Raw genomic sequence first — 24,702 nt, forward strand, 5'->3', positions numbered from 1 at the left:
CTCCTGGCCGCCCTTGGGGTCCGGCACCTCAGCGCGTCACTAGGGGCATATCGAGTCGTGATCATCGGGTGGTCCTGATGAGGCCCTTGATCCAGATCATCGAGGCGCGCAGGCGAAACCGGGTGCGGGTTCCGCGGGACGAGTCCGCCTTGTTCGTGGTGGGCTCGGGCGGTGGTGGCGTCGATGCTGACCAGGGACAGGCCCACCGACCGAACCCATACGGCTGAGGAGAGGCACCGACAAGAGATCGACTCTCAAAGAGCAGCGTCCACGTCGGCGCGCAGCATGGCGTCCTGGGCCTGTTCGAAGGCGCGGCGGGTGCCGGTGCGGTCTTGGGCCGCGCCGTGGATGGCGCCCTGGCGGGCCAGGCCGAGGGGGGCGAAGAGGGGGTCGCGGCGGGTGAGGTGGTTGCGGGCGACGTCGTTGGCGGCGAATGCGTCGGCGGGTCGGCCCATGTGGCGGTACATGGTGCTGGCGTGGCTCCAGATGCCGAACTTGATCGCCTGGTCGCCGGACATCCCGGCGAGGGCCTGGGCCTCGCGCATGCGCACCGTGGCGACGTCGTAGCGCCGGCCGTCGATGGCGGCCCACGTCGTGGAGGAGCGGAAGGCGGCTGCTGGGGCGTAGAGGCTTGCCACGTACCCGCTGGGTGGCACTGCCCGCGTTGTGGGCGTTGAGCGCCTCGTCGGCGAGGACGGCGGCCCGCTGCTCGGCGCCGAGTTGTCCGCCGTGGCGGTGGTCGCTGTCACCGCACCCCCTGGCCGGACGGTGATTTCCCGGCCCACGCGACAACCGCGGTGAACGCGGGTCGGCAGGCCGCAGGTAGTATCCCGAGCGCTCCCGGCCCATTCGGGCAGGTGAACCAGGTGGGTGGGGAATTCTCGATGACGTTTCGGTTGCGTGCCGTCCGCGCATTCGCGTTGCTGCTCGGCTTCTTCCTCATGGGCCTGGCACTGCTGTCGGCCATGGCCGTGCTCGACTGGCTGGTGCTGACCCACCCGGTCGCCGAGAGGGCGGCGTGGATCGGGGGTACGGTGCTGATCGTCACCGTGCTGCTGTCCGCGGCGATTGTGCGTGGCTTGTTCACGTTCCTGCGGGCCGGGCGGCTGGGGCCGGTCCCGGAGGGAGTGGCGGTCACCCCCGAGGACCAGCCCGGGCTGTGGGAACAGGTACGGGCGGCAGCCGAGGTCACGCGACAGCGGCCGCCGGACGAGCTCTACCTCGTCGCCGAGGTCAACGCGGGCGTTTCCGAACACAGCCGCATGCTCGGACTGCTGCACGGACGACGCCGGATGTATCTGGGGCTACCGTTGCTCGCCGGACTGACCGTCCCGCAGCTGCGCGCCGTCCTCGCCCACGAGTTCGGGCACTACGGCAACCTCGACACCCGGCTCGGAGGCGTCACCATGCGCGGCCGCGCGGCACTCCTGCAGACGGTGGAGTCGTTCCAGGAAGGCAGCACCACGCTGCATCAGGCGATCGGTGCCCTGTACGTCGGCTACGCCCGGATGTATCTGCGGACCACCCAGTCCGTGGCTCGCCACCAGGAGCTCGCGGCGGACCGGATGGCGGCCAGGCACGCCGGTCGAGACACGACGGTCGCCGCGCTACGCGCCCTTCCGGTGCTCACCGGCGCTCACACCCACTACCTGGAGACATACCTCGCGATGGGCACCTCGCTGGGTGCGCTCCCGCCTGCGGGCGAAGTGCACGGCGGGTTCCGCCGATTGCTCGCCGCGCGCACCGGCGAACAGCTCGTCGCCCTCTCCGCCGGACAGCGCTCGCCGCGACCGCACCCGTACGACTCACACCCCCCGACAGCCGAACGCATCGCCCGGCTCGAACAGCTCCCGGCGGACGACCGGCCCGATGAACCGGCCGATGAGCCCACAGGCCTCGCCCTCCTGCGCGACGCCGACCGCCTGTTCACCGCACTGGAGGCGCGCACGCTGCCCCAGGAGTCGGCACTGTTGCGGCGCGAGAGCTGGGACGAACTGGTCATGTCCCGCGCGCTCGCCGACGCAGAGGGCTGGTCCCAACCGCTGCGGCTCGCCGTGGCCAGGACGCTTCGGTCCTCGGTGCAGGAAGCGGGCGGCGCGGTGACGGATTCCGTACGCCGGGACGGCGCCACCGGCGAGGCGACCGACGACCTCCTGCCCGGCCTGGAGGAAATTCTCGACGCGTTCGACCGCGGCCTGCTCTGGCCGGAGGTCGCCGACCGGATGCCCAAGCCGCACCAGGCGACACGACTGGTCGGGCAGTCCGCGCGCAACTTCATCCGGCCGAGGATCTTCGACGGCCTCGCGGGCCTGGTCCACCTGCGCCTCGCCGAGTCCGGGCAGGCCAAGCCGGACATCGGCTGGTCGGGGCAGCCCGGACTACTGCTCCCCGAGTCGTGGGAGAAAGCCATGGACGACGCCATCGACGCAGCCGTCGCCGACACACCCGACACCGCACCCCTGCGCGCCCTGCTCACCTCGTCCCACCACGCGCCGGCCTGAACGGGCTTGCGGGCACGCCCGGTTGTCAGCGGCGGGTGACAGCATCGGAGCCATGACGGACACCACAGCCTTCGACTGGCGCTCCTTCCTGCTCCGGTGGAGCCAGGAGTGGGCCGACTCCCTATCGGACGACGAGACGCGCGGCCGGGACGACGAGGCCGCGCGGGAGGCGCGGTGGCTGGGGTTCCCGCCCGCTTCCGAGGAGCACATCGCGGCCATGGAGGAACGCCTGGGCCGACGGATGCCCCCGTCGTACCGGGAGTTCCTCAAGGTCACCGACGGATGGGGGCACGCGGGCGGGTTCGTGTGGCTGCTGGCGGGCACCGAGAGTGTGCACTGGCACGAGAACGAGTCGGGTCTCGCCGATCTTTTCGAGGAGTACCTGGACGAGGACGCGGACCCCGAGGAGCGGCAGGAGGCGGAGCTGTGGCGGCGCGGGCTCCAGCTGGACGTCGAGTCCGACGCCACCTATGTTCTCCTGGATCCCGACGAGGTGGACGAGGACGGTGAGTGGGCCGTCTACACCTGGGCGAGCTGGCGGGCCGCCCCACCGGAACGGCTGGGGAACTTCCTGGAGTTCATGCGGGCGATGTACCGCGAGTTCCACAGCCTGCGGTCCCATCGCGGCAAGGAGCAGCCGGAGTTCGTCAACGACACCACGCGCGAGCTGGACGACCTGGTGGACTCGGCCCGGCTGGAGGCGCTGCGCGGCAACTGGGAAGGGGCCGTGCAGCAGTTGGACGAGGCCACGGCGTACGGCCGGCCGCGGGCCGTCGGGCTGGGCGACCAGATCCGACGTCTGCTCGGCCAGGCCTCCGGGGTGTCCTTCGACGGCCTGGTGACGGACCCGCGGTACGCGGCCGAGCTGTTGCCGTCGCTGGTCGCGGAGCACGCGGCGCACTCGTACCGGGACGACTCCACGTTGATGTTCTCTCTCCGCGGCGCCGACGAGGCCTTGGTGGCACAGGCGTACGCGACTCTGGAGCAGGTGCGCGCCGGCACGTACCGGTACACGGCGACAGGACCGTTCGGCGAGGCGGTCGAGCAGGCACGGGAGCTGGCGCGGTGGGGCGACACCGACGGAGCCTGGTGGAAACTGACGGCGGCACTTCCCCTGTGGGAGCCACTGGGACCCGACCACCTGGCACCGCTGGGATGGGTGGCCGACCCCGTGCTCGGACCGTTGCTGACCCCGGAGCGGGGGCGCCAGCTGCTGTCCACACCGAGAGCGGGACAGGTCGGTGACCCGCCGAGTCCGACAGACGGCCTCGACGCGAGCGGCATGGCCTGGCTCGCCGTGCCGGACCCGGGCAACAACCGCACCTCCTACCGGTTCGTCCTGGTGGAGGGGGTGGAGCCACAGGAACTGGCCCAACGCCTGGCGGACGGGCACGAGCACAACCACGGCAATAAAGACGAGCACGCGACCGTGCTGGAGTCACCCATGACCCTCTGGGAAGCCCGCCGCAGGTCGGTCCGCGATCAGAGGGAGTTCTCCTCCTTCGACGACAAGGCCCTCATGGCGGTCGGCCGGGCCGGCGTCGGCTGGAGCTTCGCCTTCGACGGCCAACCCGCGCCGTTCCACCCGCAGAGGTTCACCTCCCCTGCCGAGAGCGCCAGTTCGGGCACCCGCGCGGTGGTGGTGTGGAGCGGTCTCAGGGAACCGCACCGGGAGCCGTTCTTCCACCTGTCCGTCGCCCGGGACGGTGCCGAGGAGTACGCGTTCACCTACGCGGACGGCGAGCTACGGCGGAGCGGGGAGATACCTCGCCTCCTGGAGCCGGCCCGGTTCGTCGGAGCCGCGGAGGCCGACGGGCCCGGGGCGGAGCGGTCGCTGCTGGAGGCCGTTGCCGAGGAGTTCGGCGCGTCACTGCCACGGCACGCCATCGTGAACGGGCGGCTGCACACGTTCACCACCCGTTCCTGGACGCGTCCGCCGAAGAGCGGCGAGACATACGCGGTGATCCGGTTGGGCTGGGGAGACACGCCCCCGGTGGACGAGGCGGGGGCGCGAGAGGGCGGGCCGGGGACCAGGTGAGAGGCGGCCCGGGGGTTGGCGCGGTGCCCCTCGACGGGCTCGGCCACAGCACCGAGCTGCTTGATCATGTTGTCGCTGAGCGCGGTGGGGAGCTTCGCCTTCGGAACGCGTGGTGCCATGGTGTCCTCCTTGGACGTTTGCTTGTCGGGCATGAGACACCGCCGGGCTCGCGATTGTGACAACCGCCATCGCCGCAGCGCCGAGGGCGTGCGAATGCCGCCCCCTCCCTGGGGCGGCGACGCGTCACCGCATAGCGCACGATGAAGGTGTTGATGCGTCAACGAACCCGGTGGACGGAGGCCAAGTGCGGTGCGGCATCCGGGTATGCAGAGCAGATGCGCGGGCACGCCGGAGCCTTGGCTCCGGTGTGCTGATCGGGGGACGACGGGCCGCGTCCGGTCCGGCCATGGCGGACGCCCGGTTCCGCCGACGAAGGCCGAACCGGGCGTCTGGTGTGCGCACCGGCGGCGAAGCGCGCGTACCTGTGGAGCGGGGCGTGGGGAGAGGGCGCCCCGCTACCTGGGCGTTGTGTGCCTCGCGTCGCCGCCGGTGGTCATTTCCTCAGCGCACCTCCCGTGCGTACGGCGCCACGGTGATCCGGTCGATCAGCGGGGCGTAGCGCGAGCGCAGCAGCACGCCGGGGAAGGTGTCCGAGGCGTATGTCGTGCCGTCGAAGTTCGGCAGTTCCTCGGACCGGAAGGAGATCGTGTTCTGTCCCTTCTTCAGCTGGACGGGGACGGTCAGTTGCCAGAAGTCGTTCTGGTGGAAGGTGTGCGGGAAGCCGACCCGCTGGATCGCGCCGCCGTTGACGGAGATGTCCGCGTGCCGGGCGAGCGGGTCCGGGTTGTAGTGGGTGGCCTCGGACTGCTCGGGGTTGGAGTAGCGGATGCGCAGCGCGTACAGACCGGGCTTGTCCGCGGTGACCGTGAACGTCGCCGTGTTGCCGTTGCCCGGGTCGCCGCCGATGCCGGTGATCGCCGTACCGTCGGTGGCGAGCGACAGTGGCGCGAGTTTCGCCGTACCGGCGAGCGCCGCGTCCTGTGCCTCGTATGTGCGCACCGGCAGCGCGCCCTCGGTGGGTGTGACCGTGAGCCGGTCGACGAGCGTCGGGGCCGAACCACCGGTCACTGTCACCTTGTTGACGCCGCCCGAGAGGGAGACCGCCACGGCACGCCGGTCCTTGGACAGGCGTAGCACCTCGTGTCCGTTGACCGAGACGCGGCCGTTCGCCCCGTTGAGGGTGTCGATGGTGAGGGTGGCCTCGCGGTCGGCGGGGGAGTAGACCCAGAACGTTGCCGTCTGGCCCTTCGTGAGCCGGGCCGCGCCCGATCCGGTGGCCGCCCGCTTCGGCAGGTCGTACACGGGCCGGGCGCCGCCGCCGACCCAGGCCAACTCACCCTCGTACACCTGGGTGTTGGCAGCCGCGCTCGGCAGGGACAGCGTGAGCCGGTCCACGATGGCGTCGCCCTTGGTGACCCGCTTGCCGTCCAGACTCTTGGCGGCGAGCGTCAGGGTGTGCTTGCCCTTGGTCAGCTTCACCTTGGTGTCGGTGTGGTCCCACACCACCCACTTGTAGCCGAGCGGCATGGACAACTCCTGCTCGGTGTCGGTGGAGCCGTCGACCCGGAGGAAGACGTTGGTGGGGCCCTGTTCCTTCACCTTGTCGAAGGTGTTGAGGGAGTTGGCGAAGACGCTCAGGTCGTAGGTGCCGTCCTCGGGGGCGTCCACGGTGAAGTCGAGCGTGACGTCGGAGCCGGTGCGCAGGCCGCCCACGTCGTATCCGCCGGAGGTGTAGAACTTCGACACGTCACTCGTCGAGCCTTCCGGACCGTTCTTGGAGTAGCCGGACCCGGTGTGTGCCGCGTCCTCGGCCTCGTACGAACCCTGCCAGCGCACGGGCGCGGTCTGCGTGCCCTTCGCCTCCCCGTCCGGGGTCAGGACTATCTCGTACGCCGACGACTCCTTCAGTGTCGGCAGTGTGCCGTCGCCGAAGTCGACGTTGACCGTACCGTCGGCGCCGACCTTGAGGTTTGTCTCCGTGAGCAGTTTCGGGCCGGAGTTGTCGCCGATCTGGCCGCTCCAGTCGATCTCGCGGACCCAGGCGTGCACGCTCTTGCCGAAGACCTTCTTCGGGACGTCGGCGAAGGTGATGTGGCCCTTGCCGGTGGAGCCGCCGAAGATCAGGCGTGCCTGCTTCTTCTTCTCGTCGAGGGTGGCGACACCCTGCATGGTGTAGTTCTGGCCGGGGAACGGCGGGTTCACCGCGACCGTGTGCCCGCTCATCGAGGCGTAGGAATTCAGCAGCCACCACTGGCCGTTGCCGCGGTTGGACTGCACCGCGGAGTCGGAGAGGTTGCCGTCGATGTTCCAGTACGCGATGTCGGCGTCCACCTTGGACTCCTCGATCGCGGACACCCACTGGATCATCTGGCCGGGGACGGAGGTGTGGTAGTTGAAGGCGTACTCGTTGATGTTGATGGGGAGTTGGGTGCCCTCGCGGGAGGTCCCCTTGAACAGGTCCTTCTCCCACGTCCGGTACTTGGCGACGCTCTGGCGCACCGCCTCCGGGTGGCTCAGCTCGTGCCAGGTGATGACGTCCGGGAGGGTGCCGGCGGCCAGGGAGTGGGTGAGGAAGCCCTTCACCTGGTCGTACAGGACGCTGGTGTTGGGGCCGGCGATGCGGGCGTTGGGCATCTTGCCCTTGATGAGCTTGTACGCGGAGTCCCAGGCGGCGAAGAAGTCGTCGGGGTCGTTGAGCCAACTGACCTTGTTGTAGCTCCAGTCGCCGGTGCCGAACATGTTGCCCTCGGGCTCGTTGAACGGCACGAAGACGATGTTGTCCTGGTACTGCTCGGGCAGTTTCAGCACCTGGTCGACCTGTTTGGCGATCTTCTCCTCGTACAGCTTCAGCTTCTGCGCGGGGGTGTCGCCGGGCCACTCGTAGGGGAAGCCGCGGTGGATGTCGGTCATGTAGATGTAGACGTCCCCGTCGGTGGAGTCGGCCAGCGGCTTCACCACCTCCAGTGCGTCGGCGCCCGGGTGCTGCGGGCCGTCCTGGGCCTTCGTGGAGACGGTGCGCAGGCCCATGCCCTCGATGAGGTTGTTGGTGGGGACGTCCGGTCCGTACACGCCGTAGAGCGTGCCGGAGGCGCCGCCGTGGAACGCGCCGGTGTCCGAGGCGAGGTCGACGGTCAGGGCTCCCTCGCGGACCACGGTGACGGTGGCCTTCACCGCGCGCCCGGCCGCGGTTCCGGCCACGGTGAACGTGCCCGGCCGGGCGTACTCGTCGGACGGTACGGCGTCCCAGGTGACCGGCGCGTCGCGGTCGTAACCGTCGGAGAAGGAGGCGCGGACGGCGGCGGGCAGGGCTGGGGCGGTTCCGGTCGTCGTGCGGACCTCGAAGGACGTCTTCGACAGCTCCTGGAGGGTCGGTACGGTTCCGACGGTGCCGGCCACCTGCTCCGGGCTGAGCGCGGTGTGCCAGACGGTGAAGTCGTCGACCGCGCCCTTGAGCAGCGGGTCCGGCCAGAATGACTTGCCGATGTACCCGGCGGCGGTGGCCGAAGCGTCCAGTACGTCCTTGGACTTGATGCTGGTGGCGGTGGAGGAGACCGCCACGCCGTCGAGGTAGGTGGTGAGCCGCTTGGCGGTGGTGTCGAGGGTGACGGTGACGGTCCGCCACTGGTCGGCGGGGAGTGGCGCGTAGCCGCGCACCTGTGCCTCCGCGCCCCCTCCGCCGGTGGTCACGGAGGTCTGGAGCAGTCCGTTGCCGTTGTACGGGGTGGCGAAGAGGTACTTGGTGGTGTTGGTGCCCAGATCGAAGATCCGCTGCCAGGACGACTTGTCGCCGCTCCACTTCACGCGGGCGGAGACCGTCAAGTCGGCCGCGTCGCCGAGCACTTCGCGGGGGAGGCGGACGTAGGCGCCGTTGGAGTCGGGTGTGCCGCCGGGCAGGGCGAGCGCCTTGCCGCCGGTCGCGCCGTCGACGGACTGGGCGGTGGAGCCGTTCACCAGGGTTGCCGTCAGGCCGTTCCCGGAGGTGTCGGTGATCTTCCCGGAGGCGAGATCGTCCACGTCGAAGGTGTAGTGGGCGATGGGTTGCGGCGTCTCGGCCGCCTGCGCGGGTGCGGCGGGCGCGGCCAGCAGGCCGGCGCCGAGGGCCAGTGCCACGGCGGCCGGAGCCCGGCGCCGGGCTGATCTGTCAGCGGGTGGCATGGATTGCGTCCTCAATCCTGGAGTGTCGGGTGCGTCGAACCGGTTCGATCATGGGGTGGGGGGCAGTGGGGGACTCGCTCGGCGGGCAGGGGGTGGCGGCCTCTGTGCTTGCAAAGGAAGGCGGGGAACCGGCGTGGGGTCGTCGGAAGGATCACTTCATCGAACCGGTTCGGGGAAGCTAGCACCGGGATTCCTGGCCAGCAATCCCCCGGGCCCGAAGAAATCCGGCTTTCTGGCGGGCAGGAAAGTGCTGTCGGGGGTGTTGACAGGGGTTCGGCTTGTTCCTACGTTCACTTCACGCGAACCGGTTCGACGATCGGCTTTCGCTAGACGTTCCACCCTCTACTCTCACGACCGGCGGGTACGGTCTCCACCGAGGAGCCGAACCGGTTCGAGCAAGGAGCCACCCGTGAACATCGGTGAGATCGCCCGGCGGGCCGGTGTCTCGCGGAGCACCGTTTCGTACGCGCTGAGCGGCAAGCGCCCGGTCTCGGACGACACCCGCCGGAAGATCCAGGAGGTCATCGACGAACTGGGCTACCGGCCCAACGCCAGTGCGCGTGCCCTGGCCAACGGGCGGACCAGCACCATCGGCCTGGTGTTCCCCCCGGCCGGGAACCACTACACGGGGATGCAGCTGGACTTCATCGGCAGCGTGGTGGAGGCCGCGGCAGCCTACGACTACGACGTGCTGCTCTCCCCGAGCGGTGTGGACAGTGACCGCTCGTTCCAGCGGCTGCTGGGGGAGCGACGGGTCGACGGCGCGATCCTGATGGAGATCAGGCTCGAGGACGACCGGGCCGACCACCTGGCCCAGCTGGACTTCCCCTCTGTCGCCATCGGCCGCACCGCCCACCCGGAGGGCAGCTGGTGGGTCGGCCTGGACCACACCGCACTGACGGCGGCATGTGTGCACCACCTGGCGGACCTCGGCCATCGCCGGATCGCCTTCGTCAACCGGCCCGAGCAGCTGCTGCGGGCCGGGTACGAGTCCGCGCACCGCGGCTTGGACGGCTTCACCAAGGCCGCCGCCGAACGCGGGCTCACCGTCCGGACGTACTGCTGCGGGGACGACGCCGCCTCCGGTCAGACCTGCGTGGAACGTATCCTGCACGACGACCCCGCCACCACGGCGCTGGTCACCCTGAACGAAGCCGCCCTCGGCGGGCTGTACCGGGGGCTCGCGCGGGCGGGCCGCCATGTGCCGCGCGACTTCTCCGTCACCGGAGTCGTCGCCGGCCGGTGGGCGGAGACGGTGACCCCGCAGCTCACCGCGGCGGACGTACCGGCGGAGGAGATGGGCAGGCTCGCCGTCGACCTACTGGTGGAGCGGCTCGACCATCCCGACGCGCCGCCCCGGCACCATCTCCTGACACCGCCCATTTCCCTACGGGCCAGCACCGGGCCGGGCACCGCCTCCTGACCACACCCGCATAGTTCACCTCACCCCACTTCACCTCACTCACCGGGCGTCCGGACCGCTCACCGGGCCATTCGCCGTGGCCGCTCTTGCCCACCACCCCGTGCCCTGAGCACCCCCTTGCCCTCGACACCCCATGTCCTCGGCACCCGCATGCCCAGAACAAAGGAATCCTCGCGATGAACAGCTTCTCCAGACAGCGCCGTCTGACCGCCGCGGCCGTGACCGCCCTCGCCGTGGCCGTCACCGCCACCGCCTGCTCCTCCGGCTCCGGAAGCAGCGACAGCAAGGACGCCGGCAGCGGCACGTACACCCTCTGGGACCCCTACCCGCAGTTCGACAAGACCTCGGCTTGGGCGAAGCTGCTGGACCAGTGCGGCACCGAGGCCGGCGTGAAGGTCAAGCGGACCGCCTTCGACACGAGCGACTTGGGCAACAAGACCCTGCTGGCGGCGCAGCAGGGCAACTCCCCGGATGTCCTCATCGTCGACAACCCGGTGGTGTCGACCATGGCCGAGGCAGGCGTGCTCACCACGACCGACGACAACAAGCTGGACACCTCCAAGGTCGACCCCAACCTGCTCGCGGCCGGCCAGTCCGGCGGCAAGACCTACGGCACCCCGATCGGCGCCAACACCCTCGCCCTCTACTACAACAAGGACGTCCTGAAGGCGGCCGGCGTCGACGTCGCCTCGATCAAGGACTGGCCGTCGCTGACGGCCGCCCTGGCGAAGGTGAAGAAGGCCGGCAAGAAGGGCATCACCTTCTCCGCCATCGGCACCGAGGAGGGCAGCTTCCAGTTCCTGCCCTGGTTCTGGGGCGCGGACGCCAAGCTCACCGAACTCGACTCCGCGCAGGCCGTGTCGGCACTGACGCTCTGGAAGGACTGGCTGTCGGACGGCTACGCCCCCAACTCCGTCCTCAACAACACCCAGACCACCAGCTGGCAGGAGTTCGCGACCGGCGACTACGCCTTCGCCGAGAACGGCACCTGGCAGCTCGCCGGCGCCAAGAAGGCCGGATTCGACTTCGGCGTGCTGCCCATCCCCGCCGCCGCGGGCGGCAGCGCGGCGGCCCCCACCGGCGGCGAGTTCGTCACCATCCCGGTCCAGGACGACAGCGGCCGCTACGCCACCTCCCAGAAGCTGGTCACCTGCCTGACCAGCGGCGACAACCTCTACAACACCGACACCACCCTGTCCTACGTGGCCCCCACCAGCGAGGTCCAGGACAAGCAGGTGGCCGCGAACGCCGACCTGAAGCCGTGGGTCGACGCGGTCAAGGCCGCCAAGGGACGCACCAGCGACGACCTGGGCACCAAGTACCCCAAGATCTCCGAGCAGCTGTGGAAGGCCGTCCAGTCCACCCTCAGCGGCTCCAAGTCGCCCAAGGACGCCCTGTCCGAGGCCCAGTCCGCCGCCAAGTAGCCCGACCACAAGGGCCGTTGATGAATCACACGACACAGCTGCCGGACCACCGGTCCGACGGCGTCCGAAAGGGCGGGGCGGCCGCCGCCCCGCCCCCGGACGGCAACGGCACACGCCGCCGTCCCGCCTCCACCCAGTGGGCCGCCTGGGGCTTCCTCGCCCCGGTGACCCTCTACCTCGCCCTCTTCTACGCCTATCCCCTCTACCGCAACCTCGACCTGAGCCTGCGCAACTACACCGTCCGCTCCTTCGTCCAGGGCAACGCGCCGTTCACGGGCCTGGACAACTACCGCAAGATCCTCGACGATGCGACCTTCGCACCGGCCCTGCTGCACACCGTGGTGTTCACCGCCGTATGCCTGATCTTCCAGTACGCCATCGGGCTCGCCCTCGCGGTCTTCTTCCACCAGAACTTCCGGCTCTCGGCCACACTCCGCGCCCTGTTCCTGGTCCCGTGGCTGCTGCCGCTGATCGTCTCGGCGTCCACCTGGTCGTGGATGCTCAACAGCGACTCCGGCATCGTCAACGCCCTGTTGAGCGGCCTCGGGTTCGACCCGGTGAACTGGCTGACCTCCCCGTCCTGGTCACTGACCTCGGTGATCATCGCGAACATCTGGATCGGCGTCCCCTTCAACCTGGTCGTGCTCTACAGCGGCCTCCAGTCCATCCCGACCTCGCTGTACGAGGCGGCGGCCATCGACGGCGCGAACGCCTGGCAGCGGTTCTGGCGGATCACCTTCCCGTTGTTGCGCCCGGTGTCCGCGATCACCCTGCTGCTGGGGCTGATCTACACCCTCAAGGTCTTCGACATCATCTGGATCATGACCAAAGGCGGCCCGGCCGACTCCTCCACCACCTTCGCCACCTGGTCCTACCAGCTCGGCTTCGGCAACCTTCTGCCCGCCTTCGGCCCCGGAGCGGCAGTAGGCAACCTGCTCGTCGTCGCCGCCCTGGTCTTCGGCCTGGTCTATGTCCGGGCGCAGAGAAAGCAGGCGCTTTCATGAGCCGAACCCGCAGCCGTACGTGGGCGAAGACCACGATCGGCGTCCTGCTGACCGCGATCATGCTCTTCCCGGTCTACTGGATGATCAACGTGTCCTTCACCCGTGACCAGGACATGCGCAAGAGCCCGCCGGACCTGTTCCCCACCCACGGCACCCTCGCCGGCTACCGCACCGTCCTCGACGAGCAACTGCCCTACCTCGGCACCAGTCTCGTCATCGGCCTGGGCACCGTCGTCCTGACCGTGGCCCTGTCCGCCCCCGCCGGCTACGCCCTGGCCAAGCTCCGCCCACGGGGCGGCGGCATCCTGAGCTTCGTCCTGCTGGCCGCCCAGATGATCCCCGGCATCATCATGGCGATGGGCTTCTACGCCATCTACCTCCAACTCGGCCTCCTCCAGTCCGTCCCCGGCCTGATCGTCGCCGACTCCACCCTGGCCGTCCCCTTCGCGGTCCTGATCTTCACCGCCTTCATGTCCGGCATTCCGGGCGAGCTGCTCCAGGCCGCGCAGGTGGACGGGGCCCAGACCCTGCGCACCTTCTGGTCCATCGTCCTGCCGATCAGCCGCAACGCCGTCGTCACGGTGTCCCTGTTCGCCTTCCTGTGGTCCTGGTCCGACTTCATCTTCGCCAGCACCCTGGTCAACGGCGGCACCCACGAGCCGATCACGCTCGGCATCTACCACTACATCGGCAACAACAACCAGGAGTGGAACGCCATCATGGCCACCGCGGTGATGGCCTCCCTGCCGGCCGTGGTCATCCTCGTCCTCGCCCAGCGCTACGTCGCCGCCGGCGTGACCGCCGGTGCCGTGAAGGACTGAGACCCCACCCCCTGCTCGAGAAACGAGTCACGCCCCATGACCGCCGCCCCTGCCGGCCCGGCCTTCTGCGTCCACGACATCCCGTTCAGCACCTACGGATCCTGGTTCGACATCTCGCCCGTGATCGCGGAGAAGACCTACGCCGAGGACCTCCACCTCGTCTCGCACCAGAACGGCATGCACGCCGTCCTGCGACTGGCCCCCCTGCACACGACTTCGGCCGCCCGCGCGGAGACCCGCGTCGAGGCGACACCGGGCCTCCTGAGCTGGACAGCCCAGAGCGGACGCGTCGACCTCGCCTATGAGACGCCGGACACCGTACGGCTGCGGGGGAGCGGCCTGGACCTCGGCGTCTTCGCCGCCGCGCACGTCCTGACCCCGTTCAGCGGGACGTACTTCTTCCACGACCCGGCGGCGAACGCGCACGTGTTCACCTCCTACGAGACCGGACGACGTTACCGCGTCACCGTGCTGTCCGGCACGATCGCCCGCACGGCCGGAACCCAGGCCCTGGGCGGTGCCGAGCGCGGGGTCGTCATGACCGCGCAGGCGGACGGCGTCTGGGAGATCGCGATCGAGGAACTCGACACCGCCCGCCCGCCCTACGATTCCTCGGCGTCCTTCGACGAGGTCGTGGCGGCCGCGCGGAGCGTCTTCGCCGCCTTCGTCGACGCGGTGGCACCCTGGCGGTCGGCCGCCACCCCGGCCGCCGAACTCGCCGCCTACGTCGTATGGTCGGCGACTGTGGCGGCCAAGGGCCTGGTCACCCGGCCCGGCGTGCTGATGTCCAAGCACTGGATGGACAAGGTCTGGAGCTGGGACCACTGCTTCAACGCCCTTGCCCTCGCTTCCGGTTGCCCCGAACTGGCCCGCGACCAGTTCCACCTGCCCTTCGACCACCAGGACGAGAGCGGCGCCCTGCCGGACTCGGTCACCCACTCCGAGGTCCTCTACAACTTCGTCAAGCCGCCCATCCACGGCTGGGCCTTCGGCCACCTGCGCCGCATGCTGCCCACACCTCTCGACCGGGCCGAACTGACCGCGGCGTACGAACGGTTGGAACGCTGGACCGGCTTCTGGCTCACCGCCCGCCGCGCCCCCGGCGCCGACCTGCCCCACTACCAGCACGGCAACGACAGCGGCTGGGACAACGCCACCACCTTCGACCCCGCACGCGTGGTCGTCACCGCCGACCTGGCCGCCTTCCTCACCCTCCAGATGCACGAACTCGCCGCAGTGGCGACGGAGTTGAACAGACCGGACGAAGCGAGCCGGTGGCACGCCGCGGCCGAGAAGATGCAGACCGCGCTACTCGACCAGCTCTGGACCGAAGACAGGTTCGTCGCCCGCTCGGCCGGCTCCGCGGAGACCTGGAGCAGCGCCAGCCTCCTCGACCTGATGCCCATCGCGCTGGGCGAGCACCTGCCCGCCGACATCGCCAGTACGCTCGCCGACCGCATCAAGGCCCACCTCACGCCGTACGGCCTGGCCACCGAACAGCCCACCTCACCGCACTACCTGGCCGACGGCTACTGGCGCGGCCCGATCTGGGCCCCCGCCACCGTCCTCGTCGAGGACGGCCTGCGCCGCGCCGGCCACGACCGACTGGCCGACGACATCAGCGCCCGCTTCCGCGCCCTGTGCGAGACCCACGGCTTCGCCGAGAACTTCGACGCCCTCACCGGCACGGGCCTGCGCGACCGCGCCTACACCTGGACCGCCAGCAGCTACCTCCTTCTCGCACAGGCATACGCACGCCGAGACGGCAGCTGACCGGCCGGCTCCGTACAGCCCCGAGGCCGTACGGAGCCCAGTCCTTCCCCTCACCAGGAGCCGCACAACGACGTCGCACTCCACGCTCCCCAGATCCGCCACCCGCACCGGACGGCTGGTCAGCGTGCACTCGTTGGTGCCCAGGTCATTGGTGACCTCGGCGATCCGGCTTCCAGGTCTCCGCCACGATCCATACCGCACCCTCACGGAAGGCCGGATCAAACTTCCGTCGCTTCTCCGCCATGACGTCCGGCTTCCCCGGCAGTCACGGTCTTCACGCTGAGAGGGACCTCTTGGGTCCCGGACCTGTTCCAGCGGGATTTCACGGGCTCCGGGCCGGGACGGAAGTACATGGGCGACATCACGTATCTCCCGCTCGCAGGCGGCAAGTTCCTCCATCTCGCAACTGTGCTGGACTGCTTCAGCCACAAAGTCGTCGGCTGGTCCAGAAGGGGCGATGCTGAACGCGCTGCGAAGGAGACCGCCGGCGCTGAGCTCAGTGAACGCAGAATTCGTTGCCCTCCGGATCCTGCATGACGACGAAGCAGGAGCCCGATTCCTCCGATTCCTCGACGCGTAGCCGGGACGCACCAGCGCTCTCCAGCCGCGCCACCTTGGCAAGGACACGCTCCTTACGGGTTGCGAACGGGACGCCGCGCCCACCGCTCACGCCGAGGTCGAGGTGGAGCCGGTTCTTGGTGGCCTTCGGCTCGGGCACCTGCTGGAACCAAATCCGCGGTCCGACGCCCTGTGGATCGACGACGGAGTCACTGCAGTCACCCGTGCCCAGCTCCTCCTCTGGCAAGCCCTGGTCCAACCAGTACGCGCGCCAGCTGGCGAAGGGCGCTGGTGGCGGCTCCACTTCGTAGCCCAGCGCTGCGGACCAGAACGCCGCGAGTCGCTCCGGCTCGGCACAGTCGATGGTCAACTGGAGTTTCGGGTTGGTGATCACCGGCCAACACTACCGGCCGCCTGCGGGGCTGCGGCTTACCGGGGCGGCGCCGAACTGCGTTGGGTGTTGACTCTCTTTAAGGTTAGCTCTGAGCTGGGAGAACGCCGGTTGACGGTGTGGGTGGGGTAGGCGTCCTTCTGCTGTGGCGGATGAAGTAGGGGGTCGACGGTGTCGTTGATCGAGGAGTTGGGGGGCGCGGGAGGTGGCGGCCCGTGCGCGGGTGGAGTAACTCGAGGCAGATATCGCCGAGTTGACCGCGCGTCTTGAGGGCGAGCGGGAGGCGTCGCGGCTGCGGGCGGCGCGCGAGACGGTGGCCGCGGTGCTCGCCGAGCTGTCCGGGCAGGACGTGGCCGAGACTGCGCCCATGCGGGAGCCGGTGGCGCCACAGACGCAGGTGGAGCCCGAAGTGCGGGTGGTGGGGGCGATCATGGTGCCGCACTGGCGGCAAGGTCTCACGACGGACGTGCTGCCGGACGTGTACCAGGACATCGTGGAGGTGATCGCGGACGCGTCGGGGCCGATGCAGGCCAAGCAGATCGTGTCCGGATCGGGCTGCCCGCGGTGACAGTGAAGATCGAGGGGACGCGGGGAAGCTGAAGCGGCTGCGGCTCCAGCTGGCCTCACAGAGTTCCGTCATAGCTCGGGGCTGGGAGCCTGGGGTGAGCGTCGACGGGCAGCTGTGGTGATCGGTAGCGCGGTCCTGGTCAAGCTGCCTGGGGCGATCGACTCATCCCGGGTGAACTCCTCGCCCCCGGGCCCTCTCACCGGTCACCGGGGCCACGACCTCGTCGTCCTGCACGAGCGAATGGATCGCTCGCCTGCGGGGAAGAGCCGGTGGACGCCAGTCGGTGGGTGGACCGTCAGGTCGCGACCCCCGTCTCGCCGCAGGAGAAGATCAGTGCGGAGAGCAACACTCCGTCGGCTTCTCGGGGTCGATGACGGCCCTTGCCGCAGCCGGTGCGCACCTCCGTCGGCGCGATCATCGCCGCCCGCCTGCGAGCCGCCCAGGCCTACCCCCCGGCCCGCCTCCGCGGCCCACCACGCCGCACCCGCGTGGGAGGGCCCGCCGCCGCGGGCGACGAGTTCGGTGGCATCGCGCACGGTGAGCGAAGCCTTGACCTACCGGGCCCTGGCTCGGGAGCGTGGTGGAGCGGTTTCATGCCTGGGACGCCGAGCAGTGGCTCGGCCTCCGATCCCCGCTCACACCCTCCCAGTGACCCCGTACCCGACAGCGCGGATCCGCAGCTCGACCGTGCTGCGGCTGAATCTGGCGACCCCACCACCTCGCGCCCGGCGTCTACGTGCCGTTGTGGACAGGCCCGATGTGGCCTGCCGCGGCCGCACCCCGGCGGAACAACGCGGTCCACAGGAACGTCACGCCGAACAGCGCTGACTCAGGGGGTTGTTCGCGCATGCGGCGCAGTTCGACTTCTGCCAGCTCAGAGAAGATCCAGCGCAGTGATGCGGGTGTGTAGGCGAGGCCGCCTTGCAGCTCGCGTCCACGGTAGAGGTCAGCGTCGGTGAGTTCCGACCCCATGCCCGCCTCGCCGGCGGCAAAGCAGGTGAGGGCGAAGTGGCCGCCAGGAGCGAGGACGCGGTCGAGCAGGGCCAGATAACTGATCCGGCGGTGAGGCGGTAGGTGATGGAAGCATCCTGAGTCGACGACCAAGTCGTACGGGCCGCTCAACTCGCGGGCGGGGAGCGCGAACGCGTCACCGCGCAGGAAGCGGACATCGACGCCAGCCGCGTGGGCCCGCTCCTCGCCCCAGGCCACGGCCATGGGAGAGAGGTCGACAGCGTCCACCGCGAAGCCGCGCGCGGCGAGGTACAGAGCATTGCGGCCCGGCCCGCACCCCAGGTCCAGTGCTCGGCCGGGAGGGATCAGGCCCTGGTCGAGGTAGGCGGCCAGGTTCTCGTCCGGCTTCGCCGCGAAGAACGGGACGGGCCTTGACCGGTCGGCGTAGAAGCGGTCCCAGAAGTCGTTGCCGTCGCCGGTCGTCGAATGGGCGGCCTCGGATGGGGAGGTGAAGAGTCCGTCCAGGAGTGCGAGAAGGTCCTCGACGGTGCGTACGGTCCGGCCCATCCGGTCCCCCTTTCGACCGGGATCGATGGTAGGAACGGCGAGGGATCGAGGCCAGGTCAGACCGGATAGGGCGATGGGGTGAAGTGGACTGCCGCGGCCCTCGTAGCAGGGAGAGAAGGAATCCAGTCCAGACCCCCACCCGGCATGCGCCCAAGCACCCATCAGGGAGCAGGACGGGACCATCCTCGGCCGTGCCGGGGAAACTATTTCGACGAGTTTTCCAGCGGTGTGTCAGCGGCCAGTCAGCTTTCGCTCGCGGCCAGTTCAGCGGGCGCATTTGCTGATCATCAGACAGGGGCAGCTCTCGGGCTACCCCGCCCACGTTTCGCCCGTGCGCAGCCCGCCGGCGTCGGTCGGACAGTGGTCGTTCCCGCTCGGCAGCATGCATACCATTGCATGAACGGCATCCAGGTCAGGCTTCCATGTCGCCCGCCAGTGGAGATGCCGCCGGGTCGCCTGGTTCCGCGAGGACGCGGAGCCGTCGGGTGCTGGGGAGGTACAGAGAAACGGGGGGTGCGGCATGCATCGGCGGGCGCTACTGGGTCGCGATTCGGAGCGTCGCACGCTGGCTGCGCTGGTCGAGCAGGGGGCCGCTGGTTCGGGCGGCGCGACGGTGATTACCGGCGCGCCGGGGATCGGCAAGTCGGCGCTGGTCGCGGAGGCCGCGGGCGCGGCAGCACGCGGCGGGACCCGTGTGATCACTGCTGTGGGGGTCCAGTCGGAGGAAGACCTACCCTGCGCTGGCCTGCACCAGTTGGTTCACCAACTGCGGGACGGAATCGACGATTTGCCGGGACGTCAGCGCACCGCGCTGCTCGCGGCCGTCGGGCTCGTCGACGAGGCCGTACCCGATCTGTACCTCGTCGGCTTGGCCGCGCTGACCCTGCTGACGGACGCGGCGGCGAAGGCGCCACTGCTGGTGGTCGTCGAGGACGCCCACTGGATGGACCGTGCCAGCCTCGATGTGCTCGGGTTCGTGGCGCGGCGGGTCGAATCCGACCCCCTTGTTCTGGTCGCCGTCACCCGGCGCCTCGACGACCGCCTCAGCAGTGCCGGCCTGCCTGTGCTGCACCTGGGCCCGCTGACGGACGAGGTGTCGGGTGAGGTGCTGGACGCGGTGGCCCCCGGGCTGGGACAGCAGGTCAGACGGCGGCTGTTGGAGGAGGCCGCCGGGAACCCGCTGGCGCTGACCGAGCTGCCGGTAGCGCTGCAGTCGGTCGGCGGGGCGTACGCGCTCAATCCGGGTCCGCTGCCGCTGACCGCGCGGCTGGAGCGGACGTTCACGGCACGGGTCTCCCGCCTGCCGGCCGACACCCGTGCGGTCCTGCTCCTCTCGGCCCTCAACGGTGACGGGACGATGGACGAATGCCTCACCGCGGCGAGCCGGATGCTCGGGACGGCGGTCGACGTCGGTGCTTTCGAGGCAGCGATCGACGCGGGCCTGGTGGAGGCCCAGGGGCCGGCCTTCAGGCACCCCCTCGTCCGCTCGGCGATGCACCACGCCGCCACCGCCGTCGAACTCCAGGCCGCGCACGCCGCGCTGGCCGCGGCGCTCCAGGGGCAGCCCGATCGGCAGGCATGGCACCGTGCCGCCGCCACCGCCGGTCTCGACGAACGAGTGGCACGGGATCTGGACTCCACTGCCGGCAGAGCCCTGCGGCGAGGCGGTGTCGCCGCAGCTCTTGCCGCGCTGAGGCGGGCGGCGGAGCTGACGAAGGACCCCTCCGCGCGGGCGGACCGGCTGCTCCGGGCGGCGGAGCTCGCACTGGAGTCGGGCCAAGGAGACGTCGCGACGCATCTGCTGACCCAGGCGCGCTCACTGGACCTTTCGGTCCGGGACCAAGGCCGCGCGGCCTGGGTCAGCATCGCTCTGGCCGAGGGGACGCGGGGCGAGGGCGCCGCGACCGCCGAGCTGGCCGAGCTGGCGGTCGAGATCGCCGCCGACGGCGAGTCGACACTGGGGCTGCGCATGCTGTGGAGCGCGGTCCTGCAGTGCTTCTGGGCAGAGCCGGGCCCGGCCGCCCGCGAGCGGGTCGCCGCCGCTGCCGACCGGATGCCCGTGCCTGCCGACAACGCCGACCTGGTCGCTCTGCGGGCGTACTCGGCGCCGGTCGAGCGTGGGGAAGGGGTCATGGAGGGCCTGGCGGGTCAGCTGGAGCGCTCGTCGGAGAACGCGGAGGGGGACCAGCTCCTCGGTGCCGCCGCCGTCACGGTGGGTGCTCCCGCCCTGGCGAGCCGGTTGACGGCGAGGTCGCTGGACGCCCTGCGAGCGCAGGGCAGGCTGTCGATGCTGGCCCGCGCGCTCTGCGTCCAGGCGGGGAGCGCCGCACGGCTGGGTGACGTGCGCACTGGTTCCCTCGCCGCGGAGGAGGCCGCGTCGCTTGCCCGCGAGACCGGTCAGCCTCTTGTGCACGCGATGGTGAATGCCATCCGGGCGCAGCTGGCCGCCGTCAGCGGCGACCCGGCGGCAGAGGCATGGGCGGCGGAAGCCGAACGCGAGGCCCTTCCCAGCGGAGGGCGCCCGGTGCTGGCCATCATGCAGATGGCCCGCGGGCAGGCGGCACTCTGCCAGGGCCGCTACGGCGACGCGTTTGCCCATCTGCACCGCGTCTTCGACCCGGCCGACCCCGCCTTCCACTCCTGGCTGCGCTTCTACGCGGTCGCGGAGCTGGTCGAGGCGGCGGTGCGCAGCGAATCCGCGGGGGTGGCACGCGACATCGTGCGGGAGCTGACCCCGCTCGGGGAATCGACGTCTTCGCCCGCCCTGCTCTGCGGGTTGCGGCTGGGCCGGGCCCTGCTGAGCCCGCAGGATGCCGCCGAGCCGCTGTACAGGGCGGCCCTCGACGCCGTCCCCACGGACTGGCCGTTCGAGGGGGCGCGGGCGCGCCTCGCCCTGGGCGAGTGGCTGCGGCGTCACCGGCGGCCCGCGGAGTCCCGCGTCGCCCTGCAGGCCGCACGCGAGATCTTCGACGCCCTCGGCGCGTCGGCATGGGCGGAGCGGGCACGGCAGGAGCTGCGCGCCGCGGGCGCGTCGTCCCCGCGCCAGGATCCCGCCGCGATCGATCGGCTGACCTCGACCGAGCTGCATGTCGCCCAGCTCGCCGCGCAGGGTCTGACGAACCGGGAGATCGGCGAGCGGTTGTATGTCTCGCCCCGGACGGTGAGCACCCATCTCCAGCGGATGTTCCCGAAACTGGGGGTCACGTCCCGCGGCGAACTCGCCGCGGTGCTCGGCGGCACGACGACGTACGCCGAAAGCGCAGCGTCGTGACGTACGCGGACGACGCAGCACCATGACGTACGTCGAAGCCGTAGTCCGACGGACGCGGTCCGACCTGCTTGATTCCTAGGTTTGTGCCATGCCCGGTGCGCACACGGCGGACGGGCGGGAAGGCACACCATGGGAACCATCACCGTCGGCACCGAGGGCTCGACCGGCATCGATCTCTACTACGAGGACCACGGGTCGGGGCAGCCGGTCGTCCTGATCCACGGTTACCCGCTGGACGGGCAGTCGTGGGAGAAGCAGACCGATGCGCTGGTCAAGGCCGGCTACCGCGTCATCACCTACGACCGCCGTGGCTTCGGCCGGTCGAGCAAGACCATGACGGGCTACGACTACGACACCTTCGCCGCCGACCTGGACACCGTACTGACGCAGCTGGACCTGCGTGACGTGGTGCTCGTCGGGTTCTCGATGGGCTCGGGCGAGGTCGCCCGCTACCTCGGCGTCCACGGCTCGGAGCGGGTGGCGAAGGCGGCGTTCCTCGGTTCGCTCCAGCCGTTCCTGTTGCAGACGCCGGACAACCCCACCGGTGTGCCGCAAAGCGTCTTCGACGGCATCGCGGAGCAGGCGGAGGCCGACCGCTACGCCTGGTACGAAAGCTTCTTCGTTGACTTCTTCAACACCGACGAGACGCTCGGGTCGCGGCTCAGCGAGGCCGCGCTGCGGGCGAACTGGGCCACCGCCATCGACTCGGCGCCCACAGCGGCGTACGCGTGCGTCCCGGCGTGGCTGACGGACTTCCGGGCCGACGTGGAGCGCATCGACGTGCCTTCGCTGATCCTGCACGGGACCGCCGACCGCATCCTGCCGATCGACGCCACGGCCCGCGAGTTCCGCCGCCACCTGCCCGACGCGCGGTACGTCGAGATCGACGGCGCCCCGCACGGGCTGCTGCTCACCCACGCGGCCGAGGTCAACGCCGCCCTGCTCGACTTCCTCGCCGCCTGAGAACCGACGCCTGTCACGAAAGGACCGCACCCCTGTGCCGGTTGTCAACAACCCTCTGCCCGAGCGCGACCGCGAGACCGCGGGTGCAGCGCTGCAGGCGACCCTGGCCGACCTTCTCGACCTGTCCCTGGTAGCCAAGCAGGCCCACTGGAACGTGTACGGCCCGCGCTTCCGTTCGGTTCACGTCCAGCTCGACGAGGCCGCCACCGTCGCCCGGAACCACGCCGACATGGTGGCCGAGCGCGCGGCCGCCCTGGGAGTCAGTCCCGACGGACGGGCCGGGACCGTTGCGGGAGCCAGTGGCGTGCCCGCCTTTCCGCCGGGCTGGACCAAAGACAGTGACGCCGTTGAGGCCTTGGTGTACGCGCTCTCTGCCGTGACCGAAAGGCTGCGTGAGCGCATCGTCGCGATGGGCCCGGTGGATGTCGTCACCGAGGATCTCCTCGTCGGACTGACGGCCGATCTCGAGAAGCAGAGCTGGATGTTCCAGGCCGAGAACCGGGTCTGATCAGGGGGCCAGAGCCTCACAGTTGTCGTCCGAAGTGGAGAACAGCATGGGTGTCGAGGGAACGAACACAGACCGATTCGAACCGGTACGAGCGGTGCTGGGGGCGCACCTCGAAGCCGGCGAGGAGTTGGGGGCGTCGATCGCCGTCGATGTGGACGGGGTCATGGAAGTCGATCTGTGGGGTGGCCACGCGGACGAAGCGCGGACCGTTCCGTGGCAGCGGGACACGTTGGTGAGTATGTGGTCGACCACGAAAACCCTCACCAATCTCGCGGCTCTCATGCTCGTCGACCGGGGCGCGCTGGATCTGCACCGCCCGGTCGCGCACTACTGGCCCGAGTTCGCCGCCCAGGGAAAGGAGCACATCGAGGTGCGTCACGTCCTGGCGCACACCTCGGGACTCTCGGGCTGGGAGCAGCCCGTCTGTATGGAGGATCTCTACGATCGGCCTACCGCGAGTGCCCGGCTGGCCGCGCAGGCACCCTGGTGGGAGCCGGGCTCCGCTTCGGGCTACCACGTGCAGACCCAAGGGCAACTGGTGGGAGAACTTGTCCGGCGGGCCAGTGGTCGTACCCTGACGGAGTTCGTCGCCACCGAGATCGCCGAACCGACGCAAGCCGATGTCCAGATCGGCGCGCGACGAGCCGACTGGCCGCGTATCGCCGACCTGGTGGCCCCCTCGCAGCCAGTCGGTATACCCGCGGGTCTTGATCCCGAGGGGATCTTCACCAGGACGCTGCTCGGAAGCCCCGCACGTGACGAGCACGTCGACACCCCGCAGTGGCGCTCCGCCGAACTCGGAGCCGTCAACGGACACGGCAATGCACGTGGCCTGGCCCGAGCGCTCTCCGTCATCTCGCGGCGCGGCCAGGTCAACGGCCGCCGGCTTCTGTCCGAGGAGACGGTGGACAAGGTGTTCGACGTACAGGCCGACGGAGTCGACCTGTTCCTGGGCGTTCCCGTCCGCTGGGGCATGGGCTACGCACTCGCCGATCCGAGGACGATGCCGCACATGCCCACCGGGAGAATCTGCTTCTGGGTCGGTCGGGGCGGTTCGATCGTCATGATGGACCTCGACCGGCGCGTCACGTTCTCGTACACGATGAACCGGGTGGGCGACGGGATCCTCGGCTCGGAGCGCACGCACATCTACCTCAGGCATGTCTACGAAATCCTGGAGCGTACCGGCTGAGGTGTAGCCGTAGGCTCCGCGCGCAGACCTGTGGCACACCGTCGAACGTGCCGTCAACCGTCTCAAGAACTTTCGCGCCGTCGCCACACGCTCCGAGAAACGGCTCTGTATCTCGACACCGTCGCACTCGCAGCACTCACGATCTGGCGCCGCACATGGACCATGTTCCGGGAAAGCATTGCCCAGGAACGCGAGTGAGCGGCCGTCATCCGGCTGGAGAGGAGCTCGCTCCCTCATCCGGGTTGCCGCTTCCGCACCCACGGTGCGACGCAGCAATCGTCACGAAGAGTGAGGGCTACGGCACCACCTCGGCCATAGGCTCGATCACGTCGGGAAGCCGCTGTCCGCGGCACGTCGCACCGCCATCCATGGCCGCGAACGATCAGTCCGCCGGCGGCCGAACCGGTCCGGTCGCCCCCTCGTAGGACAGGACGACGGCGCTCCTCGCCCGGTGGACGGGCGAGGCCGAAGCCTCAGGATCACCCTCGGGCCGCAGCCCGGCAGCCGCTCTCCATGCCGCTGTCGGCTGCTGCC

16 protein-coding genes and 2 pseudogenes are annotated in these 24,702 nt (G+C 69.9%); 13 read left to right on the forward strand and 5 right to left on the reverse strand.

Annotated features, from left to right (window positions below):
* Nucleotides 1-272: 272 nt before the first annotated feature.
* Nucleotides 273-744, reverse strand: a pseudogene (locus tag ACIOHP_RS14300) (XRE family transcriptional regulator); the annotation flags it as partial.
* Between the two features lie 140 nt (nucleotides 745-884).
* On the opposite strand from ACIOHP_RS14300, the gene ACIOHP_RS14305 reads away from it, so the two are divergent.
* Complete coding sequence (locus tag ACIOHP_RS14305; RefSeq protein ID WP_401887110.1) at nucleotides 885-2,501, forward strand: M48 family metalloprotease; 1,617 nt, start codon at nucleotides 885-887, stop codon at nucleotides 2,499-2,501.
* Between the two features lie 52 nt (nucleotides 2,502-2,553).
* A complete protein-coding gene (locus ACIOHP_RS14310) occupies nucleotides 2,554-4,539 on the forward strand; it encodes an SMI1/KNR4 family protein (RefSeq protein ID WP_401887112.1) in 1,986 nt (661 codons plus the stop codon).
* A 561-nt stretch (nucleotides 4,540-5,100) separates the two neighbouring features.
* Here the strand turns inward: ACIOHP_RS14310 and ACIOHP_RS14315 are convergent.
* The gene (locus ACIOHP_RS14315) at nucleotides 5,101-8,754 is read right to left on the reverse strand and encodes a LamG-like jellyroll fold domain-containing protein (protein WP_401887115.1); all 3,654 of its coding nucleotides are present in this window, start codon (nucleotides 8,752-8,754) and stop codon (nucleotides 5,101-5,103) included.
* 409 nt (nucleotides 8,755-9,163) lie between these two features.
* Between ACIOHP_RS14315 and ACIOHP_RS14320 the strand changes: the two genes are divergently transcribed.
* The 6 genes and pseudogenes from ACIOHP_RS14320 to ACIOHP_RS14345 form a co-directional block, all read left to right on the forward strand.
* Complete coding sequence (locus tag ACIOHP_RS14320) at nucleotides 9,164-10,177, forward strand: LacI family DNA-binding transcriptional regulator (protein WP_401887118.1); 1,014 nt, start codon at nucleotides 9,164-9,166, stop codon at nucleotides 10,175-10,177.
* Nucleotides 10,178-10,353: 176 nt separating this feature from the next.
* Nucleotides 10,354-11,601: an extracellular solute-binding protein gene (locus ACIOHP_RS14325; protein ID WP_401887121.1), complete on the forward strand. Its 1,248-nt coding sequence runs from the start codon at nucleotides 10,354-10,356 to the stop codon at nucleotides 11,599-11,601.
* A 20-nt stretch (nucleotides 11,602-11,621) separates the two neighbouring features.
* On the forward strand, nucleotides 11,622-12,605 hold the full coding sequence (locus ACIOHP_RS14330) for a carbohydrate ABC transporter permease (RefSeq protein WP_401887123.1): 984 nt from the start codon (nucleotides 11,622-11,624) through the stop codon (nucleotides 12,603-12,605).
* Nucleotides 12,602-13,426 (forward strand): carbohydrate ABC transporter permease, encoded by an 825-nt coding sequence (locus ACIOHP_RS14335; RefSeq protein ID WP_401887127.1) that lies wholly within the window; start codon nucleotides 12,602-12,604, stop codon nucleotides 13,424-13,426. The genes ACIOHP_RS14330 and ACIOHP_RS14335 overlap by 4 nt, the downstream gene beginning before the upstream one ends.
* A 36-nt stretch (nucleotides 13,427-13,462) precedes the next feature.
* Nucleotides 13,463-15,199, forward strand: a complete 1,737-nt coding sequence (locus ACIOHP_RS14340; RefSeq protein WP_401887130.1) for an amylo-alpha-1,6-glucosidase — start codon at nucleotides 13,463-13,465, stop codon at nucleotides 15,197-15,199.
* A gap of 300 nt (nucleotides 15,200-15,499) precedes the next feature.
* Nucleotides 15,500-15,646: pseudogene (locus ACIOHP_RS14345) on the forward strand (IS3 family transposase); the annotation flags it as partial.
* Nucleotides 15,647-15,695: 49 nt separating this feature from the next.
* On the opposite strand, the gene ACIOHP_RS14350 reads toward ACIOHP_RS14345, so the two are convergent.
* Entirely contained in the window at nucleotides 15,696-16,151 is a 456-nt protein-coding gene (locus tag ACIOHP_RS14350; protein ID WP_401887133.1) for a VOC family protein, read from the reverse strand.
* 250 nt (nucleotides 16,152-16,401) lie between these two features.
* Here ACIOHP_RS14350 and ACIOHP_RS14355 point away from each other — a divergent pair, with 250 nt between their 5' ends.
* Nucleotides 16,402-16,716 carry a hypothetical protein gene (locus ACIOHP_RS14355; RefSeq protein WP_401887135.1) on the forward strand — a complete coding sequence of 105 codons (315 nt, stop codon included), beginning with the start codon at nucleotides 16,402-16,404 and terminating at the stop codon, nucleotides 16,714-16,716.
* Nucleotides 16,717-17,011: 295 nt separating this feature from the next.
* On the opposite strand, the gene ACIOHP_RS14360 is transcribed toward ACIOHP_RS14355, so the two are convergent.
* Together ACIOHP_RS14360 and ACIOHP_RS14365 are read right to left on the reverse strand one after the other, a co-directional pair.
* Nucleotides 17,012-17,134 (reverse strand): hypothetical protein, encoded by a 123-nt coding sequence (locus ACIOHP_RS14360; protein ID WP_401887138.1) that lies wholly within the window; start codon nucleotides 17,132-17,134, stop codon nucleotides 17,012-17,014.
* Between the two features lie 314 nt (nucleotides 17,135-17,448).
* A complete protein-coding gene (locus tag ACIOHP_RS14365; RefSeq protein WP_401887141.1) occupies nucleotides 17,449-18,234 on the reverse strand; it encodes a class I SAM-dependent methyltransferase in 786 nt (261 codons plus the stop codon).
* Nucleotides 18,235-18,754: 520 nt separating this feature from the next.
* Here ACIOHP_RS14365 and ACIOHP_RS14370 point away from each other — a divergent pair.
* The 4 genes from ACIOHP_RS14370 (at nucleotide 18,755) to ACIOHP_RS14385 (ending at nucleotide 24,168) form a co-directional block, all read left to right on the forward strand.
* Nucleotides 18,755-21,505, forward strand: a complete 2,751-nt coding sequence (locus tag ACIOHP_RS14370) for an AAA family ATPase (protein WP_401887144.1) — start codon at nucleotides 18,755-18,757, stop codon at nucleotides 21,503-21,505.
* A 129-nt stretch (nucleotides 21,506-21,634) separates the two neighbouring features.
* Nucleotides 21,635-22,468 carry an alpha/beta fold hydrolase gene (locus tag ACIOHP_RS14375; RefSeq protein WP_401887147.1) on the forward strand — a complete coding sequence of 278 codons (834 nt, stop codon included), beginning with the start codon at nucleotides 21,635-21,637 and terminating at the stop codon, nucleotides 22,466-22,468.
* 34 nt (nucleotides 22,469-22,502) lie between these two features.
* Nucleotides 22,503-22,976, forward strand: a complete 474-nt coding sequence (locus ACIOHP_RS14380; RefSeq protein WP_401887150.1) for a Dps family protein — start codon at nucleotides 22,503-22,505, stop codon at nucleotides 22,974-22,976.
* Between the two features lie 46 nt (nucleotides 22,977-23,022).
* Nucleotides 23,023-24,168, forward strand: a complete 1,146-nt coding sequence (locus ACIOHP_RS14385; RefSeq protein ID WP_401887153.1) for a serine hydrolase domain-containing protein — start codon at nucleotides 23,023-23,025, stop codon at nucleotides 24,166-24,168.
* Nucleotides 24,169-24,702: the final 534 nt, after the last annotated feature.

Origin of the sequence: Streptomyces sp. NPDC087859 (assembly GCF_044742595.1) — a bacterium.
Taxonomy (GTDB): Bacteria; Actinomycetota; Actinomycetes; order Streptomycetales; family Streptomycetaceae; genus Streptomyces; species Streptomyces canus_F.

Excerpts from the sequence above, each read along its gene's own strand:
- ACIOHP_RS14370 (WP_401887144.1), top strand. The coding sequence starts at position 18,755 with ATGCATCGGCGGGCGCTACTGGGTCGCGATTCGGAGCGTCGCACGCTG.
- ACIOHP_RS14305 (WP_401887110.1), top strand. The coding sequence starts at position 885 with ATGACGTTTCGGTTGCGTGCCGTCCGCGCATTCGCGTTGCTGCTCGGC.
- ACIOHP_RS14375 (WP_401887147.1), top strand. The coding sequence starts at position 21,635 with ATGGGAACCATCACCGTCGGCACCGAGGGCTCGACCGGCATCGATCTC.
- ACIOHP_RS14365 (WP_401887141.1), bottom strand. The coding sequence starts at position 18,234 with ATGGGCCGGACCGTACGCACCGTCGAGGACCTTCTCGCACTCCTGGAC.
- ACIOHP_RS14335 (WP_401887127.1), top strand. The coding sequence starts at position 12,602 with ATGAGCCGAACCCGCAGCCGTACGTGGGCGAAGACCACGATCGGCGTC.
- ACIOHP_RS14360 (WP_401887138.1), bottom strand. The coding sequence starts at position 17,134 with ATGATCGCGCCGACGGAGGTGCGCACCGGCTGCGGCAAGGGCCGTCAT.
- ACIOHP_RS14315 (WP_401887115.1), bottom strand. The coding sequence starts at position 8,754 with ATGCCACCCGCTGACAGATCAGCCCGGCGCCGGGCTCCGGCCGCCGTG.
- ACIOHP_RS14340 (WP_401887130.1), top strand. The coding sequence starts at position 13,463 with ATGACCGCCGCCCCTGCCGGCCCGGCCTTCTGCGTCCACGACATCCCG.
- ACIOHP_RS14330 (WP_401887123.1), top strand. The coding sequence starts at position 11,622 with ATGAATCACACGACACAGCTGCCGGACCACCGGTCCGACGGCGTCCGA.
- ACIOHP_RS14310 (WP_401887112.1), top strand. The coding sequence starts at position 2,554 with ATGACGGACACCACAGCCTTCGACTGGCGCTCCTTCCTGCTCCGGTGG.
- ACIOHP_RS14385 (WP_401887153.1), top strand. The coding sequence starts at position 23,023 with ATGGGTGTCGAGGGAACGAACACAGACCGATTCGAACCGGTACGAGCG.
- ACIOHP_RS14325 (WP_401887121.1), top strand. The coding sequence starts at position 10,354 with ATGAACAGCTTCTCCAGACAGCGCCGTCTGACCGCCGCGGCCGTGACC.